Source organism: Thioclava sp. JE_KL1, from assembly GCF_009296265.1.
GTDB lineage: Bacteria > Pseudomonadota > Alphaproteobacteria > Rhodobacterales > Rhodobacteraceae > Thioclava.
Genome location: NZ_WBJS01000003.1, coordinates 163,659 through 180,435, shown reverse-complemented (window position 1 = coordinate 180,435; position 16,777 = coordinate 163,659). Strand labels below are relative to the sequence as shown.

The 16,777-nt window shown below is 65.8% G+C and carries 19 protein-coding genes and 1 pseudogene; 5 read left to right on the top strand and 15 right to left on the bottom strand.

What is annotated here, in order from left to right; genetic code table 11:
• The first annotated feature begins 157 nt into the window (after window positions 1-157).
• Together yghX and F8R15_RS06275 are read left to right on the top strand one after the other, a co-directional pair.
• Complete coding sequence (gene yghX / locus F8R15_RS06280) at window positions 158-1,072, top strand: YghX family hydrolase (RefSeq protein WP_152843999.1); 915 nt, start codon at window positions 158-160, stop codon at window positions 1,070-1,072.
• Window positions 1,073-1,182: 110 nt separating this feature from the next.
• Complete coding sequence (locus tag F8R15_RS06275; protein WP_152843998.1) at window positions 1,183-2,859, top strand: thiamine pyrophosphate-binding protein; 1,677 nt, start codon at window positions 1,183-1,185, stop codon at window positions 2,857-2,859.
• Window positions 2,860-2,871: 12 nt separating this feature from the next.
• Here F8R15_RS06275 and F8R15_RS06270 read toward each other — a convergent pair whose 3' ends face one another.
• From F8R15_RS06270 to F8R15_RS06235, 8 genes are all read right to left on the bottom strand, one after another.
• On the bottom strand, window positions 2,872-3,567 hold the full coding sequence (locus tag F8R15_RS06270) for an SDR family NAD(P)-dependent oxidoreductase (RefSeq protein WP_152843997.1): 696 nt from the start codon (window positions 3,565-3,567) through the stop codon (window positions 2,872-2,874).
• Between the two features lie 105 nt (window positions 3,568-3,672).
• Entirely contained in the window at window positions 3,673-4,671 is a 999-nt protein-coding gene (locus tag F8R15_RS06265) for a hypothetical protein (RefSeq protein ID WP_152843996.1), read from the bottom strand.
• Window positions 4,668-5,366 (bottom strand): ABC transporter ATP-binding protein, encoded by a 699-nt coding sequence (locus F8R15_RS06260; RefSeq protein ID WP_152843995.1) that lies wholly within the window; start codon window positions 5,364-5,366, stop codon window positions 4,668-4,670. Before F8R15_RS06260 ends, F8R15_RS06265 begins: the two co-directional genes overlap by 4 nt.
• 10 nt (window positions 5,367-5,376) lie before the next feature.
• Window positions 5,377-6,519, bottom strand: coding sequence for an ABC transporter permease (locus F8R15_RS06255; protein ID WP_152843994.1), 1,143 nt, complete (start codon window positions 6,517-6,519; stop codon window positions 5,377-5,379).
• Window positions 6,516-6,839: a hypothetical protein gene (locus tag F8R15_RS06250; protein WP_078519216.1), complete on the bottom strand. Its 324-nt coding sequence runs from the start codon at window positions 6,837-6,839 to the stop codon at window positions 6,516-6,518. Before F8R15_RS06250 ends, F8R15_RS06255 begins: the two co-directional genes overlap by 4 nt.
• A complete protein-coding gene (locus F8R15_RS06245) occupies window positions 6,839-7,423 on the bottom strand; it encodes a nitrous oxide reductase accessory protein NosL (RefSeq protein WP_253732437.1) in 585 nt (194 codons plus the stop codon). Before F8R15_RS06245 ends, F8R15_RS06250 begins: the two co-directional genes overlap by 1 nt.
• A gap of 65 nt (window positions 7,424-7,488) precedes the next feature.
• Window positions 7,489-8,103, bottom strand: a complete 615-nt coding sequence (locus F8R15_RS06240; RefSeq protein WP_152843993.1) for a nitrous oxide reductase accessory protein NosL — start codon at window positions 8,101-8,103, stop codon at window positions 7,489-7,491.
• Window positions 8,104-8,213: 110 nt separating this feature from the next.
• A complete protein-coding gene (locus F8R15_RS06235; RefSeq protein ID WP_152843992.1) occupies window positions 8,214-8,729 on the bottom strand; it encodes a DUF2946 family protein in 516 nt (171 codons plus the stop codon).
• Between the two features lie 348 nt (window positions 8,730-9,077).
• Here F8R15_RS06235 and F8R15_RS06230 point away from each other — a divergent pair.
• Together F8R15_RS06230 and F8R15_RS06225 are read left to right on the top strand one after the other, a co-directional pair.
• Window positions 9,078-9,222, top strand: a pseudogene (locus F8R15_RS06230) (alkanesulfonate monooxygenase); the annotation flags it as partial.
• Between the two features lie 87 nt (window positions 9,223-9,309).
• Complete coding sequence (locus tag F8R15_RS06225; protein ID WP_152843991.1) at window positions 9,310-10,200, top strand: aldo/keto reductase family oxidoreductase; 891 nt, start codon at window positions 9,310-9,312, stop codon at window positions 10,198-10,200.
• A gap of 73 nt (window positions 10,201-10,273) precedes the next feature.
• On the opposite strand, the gene F8R15_RS06220 is transcribed toward F8R15_RS06225, so the two are convergent.
• The 7 genes from F8R15_RS06220 to F8R15_RS06190 all read right to left on the bottom strand — a co-directional run bounded on the left by F8R15_RS06220 (window position 10,274) and on the right by F8R15_RS06190 (window position 16,043).
• Complete coding sequence (locus F8R15_RS06220) at window positions 10,274-10,510, bottom strand: thioredoxin family protein (protein WP_078546966.1); 237 nt, start codon at window positions 10,508-10,510, stop codon at window positions 10,274-10,276.
• A 12-nt stretch (window positions 10,511-10,522) separates the two neighbouring features.
• Entirely contained in the window at window positions 10,523-11,548 is a 1,026-nt protein-coding gene (locus F8R15_RS06215; RefSeq protein ID WP_152844212.1) for a permease, read from the bottom strand.
• A 32-nt stretch (window positions 11,549-11,580) separates the two neighbouring features.
• On the bottom strand, window positions 11,581-11,871 hold the full coding sequence (locus tag F8R15_RS06210; protein WP_152843990.1) for a metalloregulator ArsR/SmtB family transcription factor: 291 nt from the start codon (window positions 11,869-11,871) through the stop codon (window positions 11,581-11,583).
• Window positions 11,872-12,122: 251 nt separating this feature from the next.
• The gene (locus F8R15_RS06205; RefSeq protein ID WP_152843989.1) at window positions 12,123-12,893 is read right to left on the bottom strand and encodes an SDR family oxidoreductase; all 771 of its coding nucleotides are present in this window, start codon (window positions 12,891-12,893) and stop codon (window positions 12,123-12,125) included.
• Complete coding sequence (locus F8R15_RS06200; RefSeq protein WP_152843988.1) at window positions 12,890-13,828, bottom strand: SDR family oxidoreductase; 939 nt, start codon at window positions 13,826-13,828, stop codon at window positions 12,890-12,892. The genes F8R15_RS06205 and F8R15_RS06200 overlap by 4 nt, the downstream gene beginning before the upstream one ends.
• Entirely contained in the window at window positions 13,825-14,727 is a 903-nt protein-coding gene (locus F8R15_RS06195) for a bile acid:sodium symporter family protein (protein ID WP_152843987.1), read from the bottom strand. Before F8R15_RS06195 ends, F8R15_RS06200 begins: the two co-directional genes overlap by 4 nt.
• Window positions 14,724-16,043 (bottom strand): NAD(P)/FAD-dependent oxidoreductase, encoded by a 1,320-nt coding sequence (locus tag F8R15_RS06190; RefSeq protein ID WP_152843986.1) that lies wholly within the window; start codon window positions 16,041-16,043, stop codon window positions 14,724-14,726. The genes F8R15_RS06195 and F8R15_RS06190 overlap by 4 nt, the downstream gene beginning before the upstream one ends.
• Before the next feature lie 64 nt (window positions 16,044-16,107).
• On the opposite strand from F8R15_RS06190, the gene F8R15_RS06185 reads away from it, so the two are divergent.
• Window positions 16,108-16,773, top strand: coding sequence for a TetR/AcrR family transcriptional regulator (locus F8R15_RS06185; RefSeq protein WP_172976174.1), 666 nt, complete (start codon window positions 16,108-16,110; stop codon window positions 16,771-16,773).
• Window positions 16,774-16,777 lie beyond the last annotated feature (4 nt).

Sequence of the window (16,777 nt, the reverse complement as noted above, 5' to 3'; positions counted from 1 at the left end):
CCCAAGGTCTATTGAGAATATTTGGTTTGTGATGCGACGCGGCACGCTAGATCAGCCGCGGCGTGAGGAGGGCGCCTCGCATGAAATGCGCGTCGATAATGCGACGGAAAATCACTCGTGCGTGATATGCTTCCCGGTCTCAGGAGGAGGATTCACCATGACCGATCCAGCCAATGCGCGCCGCTTGACGGCGGCCGATTTCGACCAGGAACTTCTCGATCTCTACGATTACTATGTCCATGGCAAGATCTCGAAACGGGAATTTCTCGATCGGGCGGGGAAATGGGCGGTGGGCGGCGTGACCGCGCTGGCGATCCTCAGCGCGCTTGCCCCCGATTATGCGCTGGCTCAGCAGGTGGCCGAGGACGATCCTGACATTCAGGGCGAAGACATCACCTATTCGAGCCCGAACGGCACCGGCGAGATCACCGCCTATCTGGTGCGCCCGACGCAGATCGATCCGGACAATCCGCCTGCAGCGATCCTCGTCGTGCATGAGAACCGCGGCCTCAACCCCTATATTCGCGACGTGGTGCGCCGCCTCGCCAAGGCGGGCTTCGTGGCGATGGGCCCCGATGGGCTGTCCTCGCTCGGCGGATATCCGGGCAATGACGACGAGGGGCGCACGATGCAGCGCAGCCTCGATCAGGGCGCGCTGCTCAATGATTTCTTCGCCGGGTTTGAGTATCTCCAGACGCTCGACGGCACCAATGGCAAGGTCGGTGCGACCGGGTTCTGCTATGGCGGGGGCGTGGTGAACAAGCTCGCCGTCGCCTATCCCGAAATGGGCGCGGGCGTGCCGTTCTACGGGGCCGCGCCTGACAGCGCGCAGGTCGCGATGATAGAGGCGCCGCTGATGATCCAGCTCGCAGCGCTCGATCAGCGGATCAATGCGATGTGGCCGGAGTATCAAAAGGCGCTCGAGGAGAACGACAAGCGCTACGAGGCCTATATCTATCCGGGCGTGAATCACGGGTTTCACAACGACACGACGCCGCGCTACGACGAGGCCGCCGCCAAACTGGCCGAGGAGCGCATGATCGCGTGGTTCCGGACCTACCTCGCCGGGTGATCTGGCGCGCTCGCGACCTGCCGGGGGTGCGCTCGGATTTGGCGCGTGCTAGGCCTCTCGAAAGCGCCGCGCCGATGCGCGGGGCGGCACAAGGGGAGAGAGACGCGCGCATGAGAAACGGTGGTCAGGTTCTGGTCGAAAGCCTCGTGGGGCTTGGTGCGCGCAAGGCATTCGGGGTGCCGGGCGAGAGCTATCTCGCGGTGCTCGACGCGCTGCACGACACGCAAGGCACGCTGGATTTCGTGCTGTGTCGGCAGGAAGGCGGGGCGAGCTTCATGGCCGCCGCTTACGGCAAGCTGACCGGGGAGCCCGGCATCTGCATGGTCACGCGCGGCCCCGGGGCCACCAATGCCGCGATCGGGGTGCATACGGCGATGCAGGATTCCGCGCCGATGATCCTCTTCGTGGGGCAGGTCGGCACCGATATGAAGGGCCGCGAGGCGTTTCAGGAGCTCGATTACAAGGCGGTCTTCGGCACCATGGCGAAATGGGCCGTCGAGATCGACCGGGTCGAGCGCATCCCCGAAATCCTCTCGCGCGCCTGGACGATGGCTGTGAGCGGGCGGCCCGGCCCGGTCGTGGTCGCTCTGCCCGAGGACATGCTGACCGCGATGACCGAGGCCACGCCGCTTGCTGCGCCCGTTCGGATCACCGAGCCGCAGCCCGATCCGGCGGCGATGGGCGAGCTGCGCGAGATGCTGGCCGGGGCCAAGCGTCCGCTGATCCTCTATGGCGGGTGCAACTGGCGCGGGGACGGCACTTCGCACATTAAGTCCTTCGCGGAAGCCTCTGATATACCTGTGCTTTCCGTCTTTCGCTATCTGGACCAGTTCGACAATAATTCGCCCGTCTTCTGCGGCGATGCAGGCGTCGGGATGGCGCCGCATGTGAAGCGCCTGATGCGCGAGGCCGACGTGATCCTCGCGATCAACGCGCGCTTTGGCGAGAACACGACCGATGGCTACACGCTGCTGGACGTGCCGCAGCCGGCGCAGCGGCTGATCCATGTTCATGGCTCGGATCTGGAGATCGGCAAGATCTACCGCCCCGAACTGGGCATCCATGCCGGGCCGAACGCCTTTGCCGCAGCTCTTGGCGCGCTGGAGCCGGTCAAAGGTGACTGGGCCGACTGGCGGGCCGAGGGCCGCGCGGCCTATGAGGCCGGCTTCGATCTGCCCGATCTGCCCTCGCCGGTCGATATGGGCAAGGTCTGCGCCTATCTGCGCGAGGAACTCCCCGAGGACATGATCCTGACCAACGGGGCGGGCAATTTCGCGGTCTGGCCGGGGCGGTTCTTCCGCTTCGGGCCGAACGCCACGCTGCTTGCGCCGCAATCGGGCGCGATGGGCTACGGGGTGCCGGCGGCCATCGCGGCCAAGGTGGCGCAGCCCGAGAAGACGGTGGTCTGCTTCGCGGGCGACGGCGATTTCCAGATGACCTCGCAGGAGCTTGCCACCGCCGCGCAGGCGGGCGCGCAGCCGATCATTCTGATCCTAAATAACGGGATTTACGGCACGATCCGCGCCCATCAGGAGCGCAATTATCCGACCCGCGTCTCCGGCACCTCGATGGCGGTGAACCCCGATTTCGCGGCGCTGGCGAAGGCCTATGGCTTCCACGGCGAGCGGGTCGAGCGGACGGAGGATTTCGCAGCCGCGTTCGACCGGGCGCGGGCCTCGGAGACCGGCGCGGTGCTGGACCTCGTGATCTCGCCCGAGGCGCTGACCCCGCGCCAGTCGCTCTCGGCGATGCGCGCGGCGGCGCTGGAGGCGGGCAAGGGGCGCTGAGCGCCCGCCGCCTCAGAACGTCTCGACCCAGGGGCGCAGCGTGATCTCGTTCGTCCAGGCGCTGCGATCCTGCTCGATCAGCTGGCGATAGGTCTTCGCAATCGCCGCGGGGCGCAGCATCGAGCCGGGCTTGTCGGGCGCCTCGCTGCGGCCCGGATTTAGGATCATGCCGTCGATGTTCACCCAGGCGACGTGGATGCCTTGCGGGTGCAATTCGCGCGCCATGCTTTCGGCCAGTCCGCGCTGTGCGAATTTGCCCATCGCGAAGGGTGCGGAGCGCGCGAAGCCTTTCACCCCGGCGGAGGCCCCGGTGAACAGGATGGTGCCGCGAGTACCCTCGGTAGGCTCGGCTTCGAGCATCCGCCGCGCGGCGTGCTTGCCGGTCAGAAACGCCCCGATCGCGGTGATCTCGACGGCGGCGCGAACGTCCTCGGCATCGAGTTCCGCCACCGGGCCGCGCACCCGGCCGGACGGGTTGTAGACGACAACGCGCGGCGGCTCGGGCAGGGCGTCGAACAGATCGGCAATCGCGGCCTCGTCGGTCGCATCCAGCTGCACAATGCGCGCGCCGGTTTCCTTGGCCAGCGCCTGCATCTTCTCGGCGCTGCGAGCCGCGAGGGTGAGGTCATAATCGGGCGCAAGCTCCCGCGCCACCGCGGCTGAAAGCCCGTCGCCCACTCCGATAATCACCGCCTGTGCCTTGCTCATGGTCTGTCCTCCTCCAGTTCGCGTTCCCGCGCGCGGCGCGGATGCCTTACGACATAGCCCGGTGCGACACTGGCCCAAATCGGGGCTGCCCGCGTCGCGGACAGCTTAGCCGAAGAGGATCAGATGCGAGCGCCAGATTACGATCAGGCAGACGATCCCGAAGGTGGCGAACCCGGCCATCGACCAGATCAGCAGCCGCCGCATCAAACCCGGCAGGGGCCCGGCCAGCGAGGCGCGCTTTTGAAACGGGCTGAGCGCGCCCGCCCCAAGCCCGGCTGCGGTGGCCAGAAACAGCGGCACATAGAGCGCGTAGCCGATATAGCCGTATTCGGGCTTGAGGATGCAGAACGGGCAATGATGGTTGGGGTTTTCATAGATATAGAGCGAGACCGTCGCGACGATCGCGGTCAGCCCCATCCCGAACATCAGCGCCGAGGCCAGCGCGTAAAGCCCATAGCCGCGCTTGCGGATCAGCGCCGCGATCCCAGCCGCTAGGGCGATCAGCGCGGTGAGGCCGAGCAGCCAGAGCGCCTGCGCCTCGCCGACGCCCGCCATCTGGTGCGCGAGATTGGGATTGTTCGGCGTGAACAGCTTCGAGCAGCACGAGGTGATCACATCGGTCTGCATGTCGAGGAAATAGCTCAACTCGACCGCGCCATCGGCAAGGATCAGCGGCGTGATTGCCAAAAGGGCTGCGTATTTCACGCGAGTCAGCGGGTAGTCCCGGCCCAGCCTGTTGGCCCGGTCGAGGATCAGCCAGATCACGGCGGCGAAGAACACGCCGATCTTGAGATAGAGCGCGGGGAAGCCGTAATCGTTCACGTTGAGCGTGCCGACCGCACACATCGCGCCGACGAATAGCGACGACATCCGGTCGGCATTGAAGACAAACAGCAATAGGGCCGCGAGCTCGGCCAGCATGACGGCGGCGAAGAGGGTCGAGACCAGCTCCGTCATCCGCTCCATACGCAGTTGGCGCGCGCCCATATCCGACAGATCCCAGCGGCGCAGCACGGTCACGGCGAAGCCGCCCGCCCAGAGGGCCGTCAGCGCGGCCAGACCGGCCACCAGCAACAGCGCCATGATCGGCGTTTGAAAGATCATGGCTGCGGCTCCTGCTGGACAGGCGCGTCCTCGATCCGCCCGTCACGCATCGAAACCACCCGGTCGACGCAATCCGCGCCCCAGACACGTGGGTCGTGGCTCGACATGATGACGGTGCGCCCGCGCGCTTTCTCCTCGGCGACGATCTGCAGGAAGGTCTCGGAAAGTGCGCTGTCGAGATTGGCCGTGGGCTCGTCCGCGATCAGGATCGGGGGATCGTTGATCAGCGCCCGCGCGATCGCCGCGCGCTGCGCCTCGCCGCCCGAGAGTCGCTCGATCCGGGTCTGGGCGCGCGGCCCCAGACCCAGCGCCTCGATCCGGTCCATCGCGCGCGCGCGCAGCTCTGCGAAGGGCTTGCCCAGCGGCGCGGCTGGCAGCATCACGTTTTCCAGCACGGTCAGGCCGCGCACGAGGTTGAACCGCTGGAAGATGAAGCCGAACCGCACGCGCCGCAGTTCGGTCTGGAAGTGCTCCGGCAGGCCCGAGACGACCTCGCCATCGAGGCTGACGCGGCCCGTGGAGGGGCGCGCCATGCAGGCCACGACCGACAGGAGCGAGGATTTCCCCGAGCCCGACGGTCCCTTGAGCACGGTGACGGCCCGCCCCTCGATGCTCAGGTCGATCCCGTCCAGCGCGGTCACGGCATTGGGGCGGCCCGCATTATAGGTCTTGGTCACGGATTGCAGAGTGATCATGGCGGGCTCCTCAGCGCATCACGGCATCGGGATCGGCCGAGGCCGTGCGCCAGATCGGCACCACGGTCGCGGCGATATAGGGCAGGGTGGTCAGCAGCGCGAGCGTCAGCAGTTGCAGCCCGTCCACATGCGGGCTCAGCGGGAAATCGGGATAGATTACCGCCCAGCCCTTCAGGATCGGCGCGAAGAGCGGGGCGCCGAAGAAGAACACATGGGCGAAGCCCGCGACGGTGCCGATCAGGAAAGCCGCGAGCGAGATCAGTCCGCCTTCCCACATCTTCATCGCGATCACGTCGCGCGTGTTCCAGCCCACCGCCTTGAGGATGCCGATCTCGCGCGCTTCCTCGGCCGAGAGCCCGCTGGCTTTTTCGGCGGCGAAGATGACGAAGGCGAGGATGCCCGCGAAGGCCAGCGCCGTCAGCAACCCCTCGCGCCAGTCGAAGAGTTTCTGATAGGTGCGCGCGATATCGGCGCGGGTGACGAAGCGCATCTGCGGCAGCGCGTTCGAGCCTTTCTGGACGATGGTAGCGACCTCGTTGGGGTTGCGCACACGGGCCACGACATCGGTGTAGCGGCCTTCGGGAATGTCGAAGAAGTCGCGGAAATCAGCCTCGTTCATCAGCATCAGATCCGAGGTCATCAGCGCGGAGTCGCGGCTGAAGGTCCTGGCGACGTCGAATTTCTTCAGATCGCCCTCGTAGCGCGACAGGAAAACCGGGGCGCCCGCCCATTCGAGGCCGCGTGCGCGGGGGATGCCCTCGCCAATCGCGATCTGACCGGGGTCGGGCATCATCTCGGGGTCGTCGGGCACCATGACGGTGTAATTCGCGCCATTGATCCGGTCGTAATAATAGCCCCAAAGCCGGGGATGGGCCTCGGTCAGACCGCGGATCGCGGCGATCTCGTCGGCGACCGATCCTTCGATCAGATCCTGACGGCCCAGCGTGATCTTCTGCACGGTGATCTCGGGCGCGCCTTCGAGCACGGTCGTGGTCTCGAACCGCAGGCTGGCGGCGAAGAACATCGCCGAGGCGAGTACGAAGACCACCACGGAATAGACTGCGATCAGGGCGATATTCTTGCCTTTGCGGCGGGCGAGAGCGGCGAGGGTGAAATCGGCCAGCGCGCGCTGGCGGCGCAGGAATGGGGTCATTTCGCGGCCTCGGGTTGGAAGAGGAGCCAGCCCTTGCCGGGCGTGGCGGGGGGCGGCACAAATGTGCCGGAGGGGAAGTGGTCGAAGCTGCCCGGGTGGTCCTGAAACGGCGTGTTCAGATCGGCTAGGCTGGGGTTGCGGGTGTAGCGCGCCTCGGTAAACAGCGCCGGATCGGTCAGCCCCAGCCGCGCGACCAATCTGCGCTCTTCGAGCAGACGCCCATCACGATGGGGGCGCGCGAAGACGGGGTAATATAGCTCCACCGCCAGCAGCAGCGTCAGGGCGCCAAGCCCCGCAAAGACATAGCTCGAGCGGCGCATCAGAACGGGCCGCCCTGATCGAGCGCGTCGAGCAGTTCCGGCGTGACCTCGTCGTGGCGGAGCAGCTTCTGGCCCTTGTGGTCGCGCATGAAATCCTGCGCATCGACCGCGTTCATCAGCGGCACCAGCTCATGGCCCATCGGCCCCAGAACGTCCGAGCCCACGACATAAAGCGCTTCACGCGCGTCGATCAGCTTGAGCCCGTAATACTCGGTCACGCCCATGTCGGTGATCTGGTCGGCTTTGCGGCCGAGGGCGTATTTCTCCATGTCGAACATGTATTTGAAGTAGTCCTTGGCGCCGTCGAAATGATCGGCATAGCCATCCGCGTAGAGCACGGTGGTGACCCATTCGGGGTATTTGTAAACGAACATGCCGCAGACCGGGCAGGTGTCGCCGGGGCCGGGCGGGGGCAGGTCGAGTGTGGGTGCATCGGCGCGCGCAGCACTCAGCCCCGGGCCGAGCGAGAGGGCGGCGGCGAAGCCTGCCGCGCGTTTGAGCATCTGGCGGCGTGTCGGGCGCGATGCACGGCGCATTGCGGGACGCGCAGGCGTGCCCCCGTGATGGCAGGAATGGTTGCACATCGTCTTGCAACTCCTTGAAACGTATTCGGAAAGGACGGGGCCGCGCGGGCCCCGCCTTGAGGCGATCACTGACCGGCGCGGGCGCGGCGCTCGGCACGGCGTTTGCGAATGTTGATCGTGTCGCGCGCCATATCGGCATAGGCCATGACCAGCGCCTCATCGAAGCTCGCCAGCTTGCCCCCGTCCTTGGCCGCCGCATCCGCCTTGGCCGGATCGGCATAGGCGTATTTCGACGTGCCGGTCATCGTGCCGGGCTTTTTCGCGTCGATCACATAGGTCATATCATCGACCACCACGAGCGGCTTGACCTTGGCGTCCGCGCCCGCATCGCCCGCGTAGATCGTCTTCGGACCCGCATCCATGTTCAGCGCAAGACTGATCGCCGCGCAATGCAGCGAGCAGGTGCCGTCGACCGTGTCGTTGTCATAGACGATCAGGTGGCGCGTCTGGCTGAACATCTGCCGCATCATGCCGCAATAGGGGCAGCGGGGATATTTCTCGAACTCGTTTTCGAGCGGCGCCGTGTCGGTCTTGAGGAAGCGGGTCAGCCCGTTCTGGTCGGTCCAGTCCATCGGCGACATCGGCATGCCGTCCATCGGTTTCATATCCTCGGCGGCTGCGCCGGAGGCCACCAGCGCGAGGCCGGTCGAAGAGGTCAGAAGAAAGTCGCGTCGTTTCATCGGGATCATCCTGTCATATCGCAACCCACCGCCATCGAGAGACGGGCGCAGTCGCGAGCCATGTGTCTGGTTTGGAAAAAGCACGTCCGGATCGACGTGCAGGGACGCACTCAGACGACAGGAGGGGCGCGGGCGTGCCGGAAACGGGGCGCGGTCTGCACCGGGAGAGAGAGCCGCTCAAGGGACGCATGGAGCGGGGCGATCTCGCGGTCAAGACGTGCCGGGGTGACGATGGTGTCGGGGGCATCAAACGCGCAGACCGAGGCCGAGCCGCAGACCGCGCATTGGCTGTGGATCTGACCCGTGGGCGCGGTCTGGCTGGGCAGGGGCGCGGCCCCATCCGGCGCGGCGACCGTTTCGCCCTGCGGGGTCATGTAGACGATGCCCTCGCCGGTACAGATCTGCAGCAGCCCCATCTGCGCGCCGGGCGCGGCCCGACCGGTGGCGGCGATGGCGGCCGCGCCCAGATGATCGGTCAGCAGGACGACCTGCAGCAGGATCGCGACGAGCGCGGTCAGCAGCGCCGATTGCGCGCGGCGCAATCCAGCGAAGCGCGGCGCGTGCAGGCGTGGGCCGCGGTCGATCTTGCCGTCAAAGGCTCTGGAGGCGCGTTGGGGTCGGGTCATCACTCAAGCTCGTATCACGCGAGGGTGAGCCGAGAATTGATCCGCGTCAAACGCGTGAGGGGTGACTCAGCGTCGCAGCCCCGCGCGCTCAGTGTGCGGGTGTCAGGCCATGGCCCGGCCTGACCTCTGTGCCCTCAGGCGACGCACCGCCAAGGTCGTGCGGGAAAGCGTACGGCCTCGCCGGTCTCGATCGAGCGCTGCACCGGGTCTTTCGGGTTCCGCTGCGATATCTCGACACAACAACTCGGAAACCTGATGATAGGTCGGCAGGCCGGTGCGCTATCAAGCAGGTTTTTTACCTAAGCTAATTCGAAAAGGAGCCGCGAGGGAGAGACGCATGATTGTAGTGCTGATGAGAGCGGCTATGTCGCGCCGAACCTCTGGACCGGGGCGCGCGCGTTCGGATTGCGGCGCGGCACTGGTGGGGGCAGCCGATCAGGTGATCTCGGAGCTCGAGGAATTCCGCGAGATGGGCATTCGCGCCTTCATCTTGTAGGGCTATCCGCATCTCGACACGGTCTCGCCGCCTGAAATCTATGGGACCGCCCGCAACACCGCTCGCAGAAGGGAAACGCCGCTAATGGAAAAGATCGACCTTACCTCGGATGTCGCGCTCAGCCGGATCGTCTATGGCATGTGGCGGCTGGCCGACGACGCCGACACCTCGCCCGCCCATGTGCGCGCCAAGATCGACGCCTGTCTGGCGCAGGGGATCACCACGTTCGACCATGCCGACATCTATGGCGGCTACACGGCGGAAGGGGTCTTCGGCGCGGCGATGCGCGAGGACCCGTCGCTGCGCGATCAGATGGAGATCGTCACGAAATGCGACATCATCGTCTCGGCGGGCCGTCATGCGCATCGCAAGGTGAAGCATTACGACACTTCGCGCGCGCATATCGAAGCGTCGGTCGAGGCTTCGCTGAAGGAGCTGGCCACCGACCGGATCGACCTGCTGCTGATCCACCGCCCTGATCCGCTGATGGATCATGACGAGACGGGGGCTGTGCTCGACGATCTCGTGGCGTCCGGCAAGGTGCGCGCGGTTGGCGTGTCGAACTTCCGCCCGTGGGACTGGGAGCTGCTGCAATCGGGGATGAAGACGCCGCTGGCGACGAACCAGATCGAGATCAGCCTTGGCTGCCTGCAGCCCTTCACCAATGGCGATCTGGCCTTCCATCAGCGGCAGGCGCAGCCGGTGATGGCGTGGTCGCCGCTGGGCGGCGGCGCGCTGATGACGGGCGAGGGCCGGGTGCAGAGCGTTCTCGACGATATCGCGCAGGCGCAGGGCGTGGATCGTGCGGCTGTCGCGACGGCCTTCCTGCTGGCGCATCCCGCGCGGATCATTCCGGTGATGGGCACCAACAATCTCGAGCGCATCGCGAAGCTTTCCGATGCTTTGAAGGTTCAGATCGACAGGGAGACGTGGTTCCGCCTCTACGAGGCCGGGCTCGGTCAGCCGGTCCCATGAGAAACGCCGCCCGCTAGTTCATCCCGCGCCACCCGGCGCGGGGTCTTCTTTTTCGGGGCGGATAGGGGGGCGTTCAGGCCGACAGCCAGCCCTCGAGCTTGCCGCTGTCGGGCAGGCCGCCCGTGTGGACCAGCTTCCCGTCGACCGAGACGCCGGGGGTCGACATCACGCCCGCCATGGCGATGGCGCGGGGATCGGTCACCTTCTCGACCGAGACCTCGATGCCGAGCTTGGCGGCCGCTTCCTTGACCATCTCCTCGGTCTTTTCGCAGCGCTTGCAGCCGGGGCCGTAAACCTTGACGTCCTTCATCTCTTTTTCTCCTTAGAACAATGCGTTGAACAGGAAGCCGACGGCGAGGATGCCGCTGGCGACGACCCCGATGAACACCGCGATCAGGCGTAGCTTCAGGACCTGGCGAAGGATGATCATCTCTGGCATCGACAGCGCGATCACCGACATCATGAAGGCCAGAACCGTACCGAGCGCCGCGCCCTTGCCCAGAAGCGCCTCGACGATCGGGATGACGCCGGCGGCGTTGGTGTACATCGGCACGCCCATCAGTACGGCTGCCGGCACCGACCACCACGTACCCGAGCCCATGATGCGCACCATCAGGTCCTGCGGCACATAGCCGTGGATCAGCGCGCCCATGGCGATCCCGACGATGATCCAGATCCAGACCTTGGAGAAGATCTCGCGCACCGCCTCGAGGCCGAGGCGATAGCGGTCGGTCATGCTCAGATCGTCGCTCTCGACCGCGCCCGGCGTGGTCGCGCCGGAATGGATGTCGCGCACCCAGTCCTGCAGCCAGCCCTCGACATGGAGCCTGCCGATCACCCAGCCCGCGACGATCGCGATGGCGAGACCGAAGCCGAGATAGACCAGCGCCACGGGCCAGCCGACGAGGCCGACCAGCAGGATCAGAGCCACCTCGTTGACCATCGGGGCTGCGATCAGGAAGGAGAAGGTGACGCCCAGCGGGATGCCCGCGGAGACGAATCCGATGAACAGCGGCACCGCCGAGCAGGAGCAGAACGGGGTCAATACGCCCAATCCCGCCGCCATCACGTTGCCGACGCCCTCGCGCTTGCCCGACAGAAGCGCGCGGGTCTTTTCCGGGCTGAAGAAGCTGCGCACGACCCCCATCGCGAAGACGATCAGCGTCAGCAGCATCATCACTTTCGGCACGTCGTAGAAGAAGAAGGCCAGCGCCTCGCCGGTATGGGTGTCGCGGGCGACCGGCAGCAGCGAGACGATCCATTCGGAGAGGGCCGGGAGTTGGTGGTAAACCACCCACCACGCGACGAGGCCTGCCGCGACGACCACGCTCCACGCCCAGCCGGGCATCCCGCCATGCGGCGTTTCATGCTGCGTCACACTCATGCCGCGGTCCTTTCCGTGCTGGCGCTGGCTTTCATGACCGCGCTCAGAATCTGCTGGATTTCCGGGGAGAGGTCGGGGTTCACCCGATACCGGACCCATTGCGCATCGCGCCGGTCGACGACCAGTCCCGCGGCTTTCAGCACGCCCATATGGCGCGACATGCGCGACTGGGTGGCATCGAGACGCGCCATCAATTCGCAGGCGCAATGCTCGCTCCCGTCATGCAAAAGCTGCATCGCCCCCAGCCGGGTGGGTTCGGCAAGCGCGGAAAGAATAGTCACGATCATCGGTGCCTCCATTTCTACATTCGCATATGCGCATTCGCGCAAATGGAGTCAACGCGCCCGAGGTGGAGCATTCGGTCGCACCCATCCACCGGGGTGCGGGAAACTATCGATGAGAGTGATCGCATCACGGGCCTCCGACCTTCACAGGGTCGGAGTCAGATTAGCGCTGCGGGGGCGCATCGCTTCAATGCGCTCGATCAAGTCGGGCGCGATTTTTCTCGATCTCTAGCGAAAGGTCACTGTGTTCGGCCTCAGGATTGGCCCTTCGCGATGTTGCGCTCCATGAGCCGCTGGAACAGCCGGGGCGAGGCGCGGTTGATCCACCACGCGAGCCACGCGACGCGGCCCACCGGGATCATCGGGCGGCCGCGCTTCAGCCCAGTAAGGATCACCCGTGCGGCAGCCTCGGGCGTCATGTAATCCACCCCGTCCGCAGCCGCTCCCGGGCGGGCGATGCCGTCGGATTGCCGCTCGGCCCGGTCGATATTGGTCGCCACGAAGGAGGGTGCCGCGATCTGGACGCGCACGCCGTGAGGGGCCTCCTCCGAACGCAGCGATTTGAAGAACCCTTCCAGCGCATGTTTCGACGCCGCATAGGCCGTGCGGTGATAGAGCGGCGAGAACCCCGCGACCGAGGAAATCGCCAGATGCGTGCCGTGGCTTTCCCGCACGGGTTCGAGGAACTGCCGCGCCATTGCGGTGGCCGCGAAATAGTTGATCTCGAAGACCTTGCGATGCGCGGCCTCGGTCAGCTCCGAGAACGGCCCGATCTGGGTGACGCCCGCGTTGTAGATCACGAGGTCGATGCGGGGGTGACGCGTCAGGATGTCTTTGCAGGCGCTGGCAAGCTGATCCGCGTCGGTCAGATCGCAGGCGATGGCTTCCTCGTTCGGCTTGCCCGTCAGGCCGGAGATATCCCGATCGAGCAGAACGACCTGCCATCCCTCGGCGCGCAGCCCCGCCGAGAGCGCCTGCCCAAGCCCCCCGGCGCCGCCCGAGATTACCGCAACCCGCGTGCTCATAGCCCGGCCTCGCGGGCCCAGAGATCGAAGACCTCGGCGCTGGTCAGCTCTGGCGTGTAGCCGAAGACCTCTTTCAGCGCGTCATTGGCCAGCACGGGGCGGTATTGCAGGAAGCGCACCTGCTCGGGCCCGTAGCGGCTCAGCCCCAGCGGATGGGCGAGGGCCAGCGCCACCTTGATGCCAAGCGCGGGCAGGCGGCGCACCGGTTTGCCCAGACGCCGCGCCAGATCGCTGACGCCCAAAGCGCCGTCGCCCGCGACGTTGAAGATGCCCGGCGGACCATCTGTCGCAGCGCGGATCAGGATGCGCGCGAGATCGCGGGTCCAGATGAAGACGAAGGGGCTCTCGCACCCCCTCAGTGCGAGCAGGCGCGGCTTGCGGAAAAGTGCGGTGATCTGGTTGTCGGTGCCCTTGCCCAGAACGGTGCCGACCCGCAGCACGACCTGCTCGAGGGCAGGGTGGGCGGTACGCGCCTCGGCCAGCATCTCCTCGACCTGCCGCTTGTGATCGGCATAGGCGAACTCGGGATTGCCGCGCACCGGATCGCTCTCGCGCAGCGGCACGGGGTTGTCGGCGTGATAGCCATAGGCCGCGCCCGAGGAGGTCACGACGAGCCGCCGAACCCCGACCGCAAGTGCCGCCTCCAGCACCTTCCGCGTGCCCTCCACATCGACCTTATAGGCGAGCTCGCGCCCCATGCCGGGGCCCGGCGTCACGATGGAGGCGAGATGCACGATCACCTCCGGCCGTTCGCGCGCGATGACCTTGGCGGGGGCGTCGGTGGTCACATCCATCGCCACGAAGCGCACGGCTTCGGGCAGGGTGTCGGGGCAAGCCAGATCGGTCGCGATGACCTCATGGCCGCTCTCAGACAGTTCGGCGGTGAGTACGCGGCCGATCATGCCGCCCGCTCCGGTAATCAGGATCCGGGTCATCGTGCGGCCTCCTTTCGTCTCATGAGTGTCGAGATCGCGAAGCCCGCGATGATGTGCCAGATGCCCCAGAAGGCCGCGACGATTGCCATACCGCCCAGACCTCCGAAGAAGGTGAAGATCAGCACGAGCCCGAGGCCGGAATTCTGGATGCCCGTCTCAATGGTGATCGCGCGCCGGTCGAAGGGCGACAGCCGCGCCAGCGTCGCGGTGCCATAGCCGCCCGCGAAAGCCAGCGCGTTGTGCATCACGACCATCCCCGCGATCAGCCCGACGAATTGCACGAAATACTGCCAGTTGGCGCTGAGCGAGAGCGCCACGAACGCCACGAAAATCGCCATCGAGATCCATTTCAGCGGATCGCGGATGCGCGTCGTGAGGTCATAGCGGTAATGGTTCAGCGCGATCCCCGCGATCAACGGCAACAGAAGCATGACGCCCACGGTGATCGCCACGCTCACCGGATCGATATGGGTGGCGTGCAGCAGCGCCCGCGTCGGTGCGTAAAGGCTGCCCCAGAACGCGATATTGAGCGGCGTCAGCACGATTGCCGCCACCGTGGCGAAGGCGGTCAGCGAGACCGACAGCGCGGTGTTCCCGCCCGCCCGATGGGTGAAGAAGTTCGAGACATTCCCGCCCGGGCAGGCCGCCACGAGGATCAGCCCCAGTGCGATCGACGGGCTGGGCTGCAGCGCCAGCACCAGCCCGAAGGTGAGCGCGGGCAGCACCAGAAATTGCGACGTGAACCCCACGATCAGCGCCCAGGGCCTGCGCACCAGAGGGCGGAAATCGCGCGGGCTCAGGTCGATCGCGACCGAGAACATGACGATGCCGAGAATCGCGTTGAGCAGATGCAGGGCGCCGGGGCTGAAATTCAGCCGGACCGCGTCGAGCCCGGTCATGCCGGGGCCTTCCCGCCGAGCGCCTTGATCCAGCCGGTGACCGCCTTGCGATAGGTCGCCTTGTCCACGTAATAGGCCATCCGCGCGAGCTTGAGATAGGCCATGCCGCCGGTCGCGCGCTCGAACCCTTCGGCCTTCTTCGCCTGCAGGCGCTTCGCGGCCTCCGAGCCGTCGCGCAGCCCGCGAATGTAGCGCGCCACCATCTCGGCCTGTTCGTGACGGCCCTGCCAGCCAAGCCCGCTCGCCTCCAGCATTCCCAGCACGAAGAGATCATCGCGCTTGGGGTGCATCGCGTTCAGGTACAGATGCGGCGCATCGCCCTGCCAGTTCAGCAGCTCCGGCGCGATGAACGGGTAATGCAGCTTGTAGCCGGTGGCCGCGAGGATCATGTCATACTCGGCCTGCGTGCCATCCTTGAAATGCACCGTTTTTCCGTCGAGCCGTTCGATATCGGCGCGCACCTTCAGATCGCCGTGGCCTGCGTGGAACAGCACCAGCGAGTTCACGATCGGATGGCTCTCGTAGAGTTTGTAATCGGGCTTGGGAAACCCGTATTTCTGCGGATCGCCGACGAACCATTTCAGCAGCGCGCCGTCGATCTTGCGCTTGAGCCACATCGGCAGCTTGATCGCCCCGCCCAGCGTGTCGGCGGGTTTGCCGAAGACGTATTTCGGCACGAAGTAATAGCCGCGCCGCATCGAGAGATCGCAGCTTTTGCCGTGATGGATCGCGTCCACCGCGATGTCGCAGCCCGAATTGCCCGCGCCCACGACGAGCACCCGCTTGCCGGAGAATTGCGAGGGGTCGCGATAGGCCGAAGAATGGATCATCTCGCCGTCGAACTGGCCGGGGAAGTCCGGCATGTTCGGCTCGGAGAGTGTGCCATTGGCGATCAGAACGCCCGCATAGATCTCGGAATGCTCGCCTTCGGCATCGCGCCAGCTGACCCGCCAGCCCTCGCCATCGCCGCCCAGCGGTTCAAGCTTCGTCACTTCCGCATTGAAGCGATAATGGCGGCGAATGTCGAAATGATCGGCGAAATCGCGGAAATACTGCGCCATCTCGCGGTGGCTGGGATATTCCGCCACCTCCTCGCGCATCGGGAAATCGGTGAATTCCGTCATCCGCTTCGAGGAAATCAGATGCGCGCTTTCATACATCGTCGAATGCGCGCCCTCGATATCCCAGAGCCCGCCCACATCGCTGTGCAGCTCGAAGCCCTGATAGTCCACTCCCTGTTCGCCCAGCACCTTGGCCGCGGCCAGACCCATCGGGCCCGCGCCGATCAGGGCGAACGTGCCCCTCGTATTTGTCATGTTGCGTCTCCTCCCAGACATTCTTAAATTGAACCATTGTTCAAAATAAGCAAGCCCCGATCTGATGACGAAAAAGACGACCGAGAAACAAAGACTTAGAGCGCCGTCGAAACGCTCTCTCGCGAGTCGTTCACGGATTCTCGATGCGGCGGAAACGGTGTTTGCGCGGGACGGATTCGAAGGCGCGAAGGTGCGCGACATCGCCGCGCTGGCCGAGGTGCCGCTGGGTCTGGTGAACCATCACGGGGGCTCGAAAGAGGCGCTGTTTCGCGAAGTGGTGGAGCGGCGCGCCGAAGAGCTGGCGCGTCTGCGTCTGGAGGCTCTGGCGCAGGCGAAGGGGCAGGGCGCGCTCGATCTGACGGCGATCCTCGGCTGTTTCTTCCGGCCCTATCTGGCGAAGGCGGCGGGCAGCGATCCGCAATGGCTGGCCTATGCGCGGCTTGTGGCGATGGTCTCGGCCGATCCGGCCTGGGCGGATATTTCGACCGATCTGTTCGACCCGACCGCGCAGCGTTTCATGGATGAGATCTGTGCGCTGCATCCCAAGGTCAGCCGGGCGGTCGTGGCCGAAGGGTTCGTCTATTCGGTCGCAGCCCTTCTGGCCTTCCTGACCTCGGAATGGCGGATCGCGGCGCTGGCCTCGCAGTCCGATGCGCAAGCCTCGGTCGAGGGGCTGGTTGCCTTCTGCGCGGCAGGCTGTGCGGCGCGCATTGCGCAGGCCGAGACGTGACCGG

Bases quoted from the DNA above. Each gene is read 5' to 3' on its own strand.
- yghX (WP_152843999.1), top strand. From the start codon at position 158: ATGACCGATCCAGCCAATGCGCGCCGCTTGACGGCGGCCGATTTCGAC.
- F8R15_RS06275 (WP_152843998.1), top strand. From the start codon at position 1,183: ATGAGAAACGGTGGTCAGGTTCTGGTCGAAAGCCTCGTGGGGCTTGGT.
- F8R15_RS06270 (WP_152843997.1), bottom strand. From the start codon at position 3,567: ATGAGCAAGGCACAGGCGGTGATTATCGGAGTGGGCGACGGGCTTTCA.
- F8R15_RS06265 (WP_152843996.1), bottom strand. From the start codon at position 4,671: ATGATCTTTCAAACGCCGATCATGGCGCTGTTGCTGGTGGCCGGTCTG.
- F8R15_RS06260 (WP_152843995.1), bottom strand. From the start codon at position 5,366: ATGATCACTCTGCAATCCGTGACCAAGACCTATAATGCGGGCCGCCCC.
- F8R15_RS06255 (WP_152843994.1), bottom strand. From the start codon at position 6,519: ATGACCCCATTCCTGCGCCGCCAGCGCGCGCTGGCCGATTTCACCCTC.
- F8R15_RS06250 (WP_078519216.1), bottom strand. From the start codon at position 6,839: ATGCGCCGCTCGAGCTATGTCTTTGCGGGGCTTGGCGCCCTGACGCTG.
- F8R15_RS06245 (WP_253732437.1), bottom strand. From the start codon at position 7,423: ATGTGCAACCATTCCTGCCATCACGGGGGCACGCCTGCGCGTCCCGCA.
- F8R15_RS06240 (WP_152843993.1), bottom strand. From the start codon at position 8,103: ATGAAACGACGCGACTTTCTTCTGACCTCTTCGACCGGCCTCGCGCTG.
- F8R15_RS06235 (WP_152843992.1), bottom strand. From the start codon at position 8,729: ATGACCCGACCCCAACGCGCCTCCAGAGCCTTTGACGGCAAGATCGAC.
- F8R15_RS06225 (WP_152843991.1), top strand. From the start codon at position 9,310: ATGGAAAAGATCGACCTTACCTCGGATGTCGCGCTCAGCCGGATCGTC.
- F8R15_RS06220 (WP_078546966.1), bottom strand. From the start codon at position 10,510: ATGAAGGACGTCAAGGTTTACGGCCCCGGCTGCAAGCGCTGCGAAAAG.
- F8R15_RS06215 (WP_152844212.1), bottom strand. From the start codon at position 11,548: ATGCCCGGCTGGGCGTGGAGCGTGGTCGTCGCGGCAGGCCTCGTCGCG.
- F8R15_RS06210 (WP_152843990.1), bottom strand. From the start codon at position 11,871: ATGATCGTGACTATTCTTTCCGCGCTTGCCGAACCCACCCGGCTGGGG.
- F8R15_RS06205 (WP_152843989.1), bottom strand. From the start codon at position 12,893: ATGAGCACGCGGGTTGCGGTAATCTCGGGCGGCGCCGGGGGGCTTGGG.
- F8R15_RS06200 (WP_152843988.1), bottom strand. From the start codon at position 13,828: ATGACCCGGATCCTGATTACCGGAGCGGGCGGCATGATCGGCCGCGTA.
- F8R15_RS06195 (WP_152843987.1), bottom strand. From the start codon at position 14,727: ATGACCGGGCTCGACGCGGTCCGGCTGAATTTCAGCCCCGGCGCCCTG.
- F8R15_RS06190 (WP_152843986.1), bottom strand. From the start codon at position 16,043: ATGACAAATACGAGGGGCACGTTCGCCCTGATCGGCGCGGGCCCGATG.
- F8R15_RS06185 (WP_172976174.1), top strand. From the start codon at position 16,108: ATGACGAAAAAGACGACCGAGAAACAAAGACTTAGAGCGCCGTCGAAA.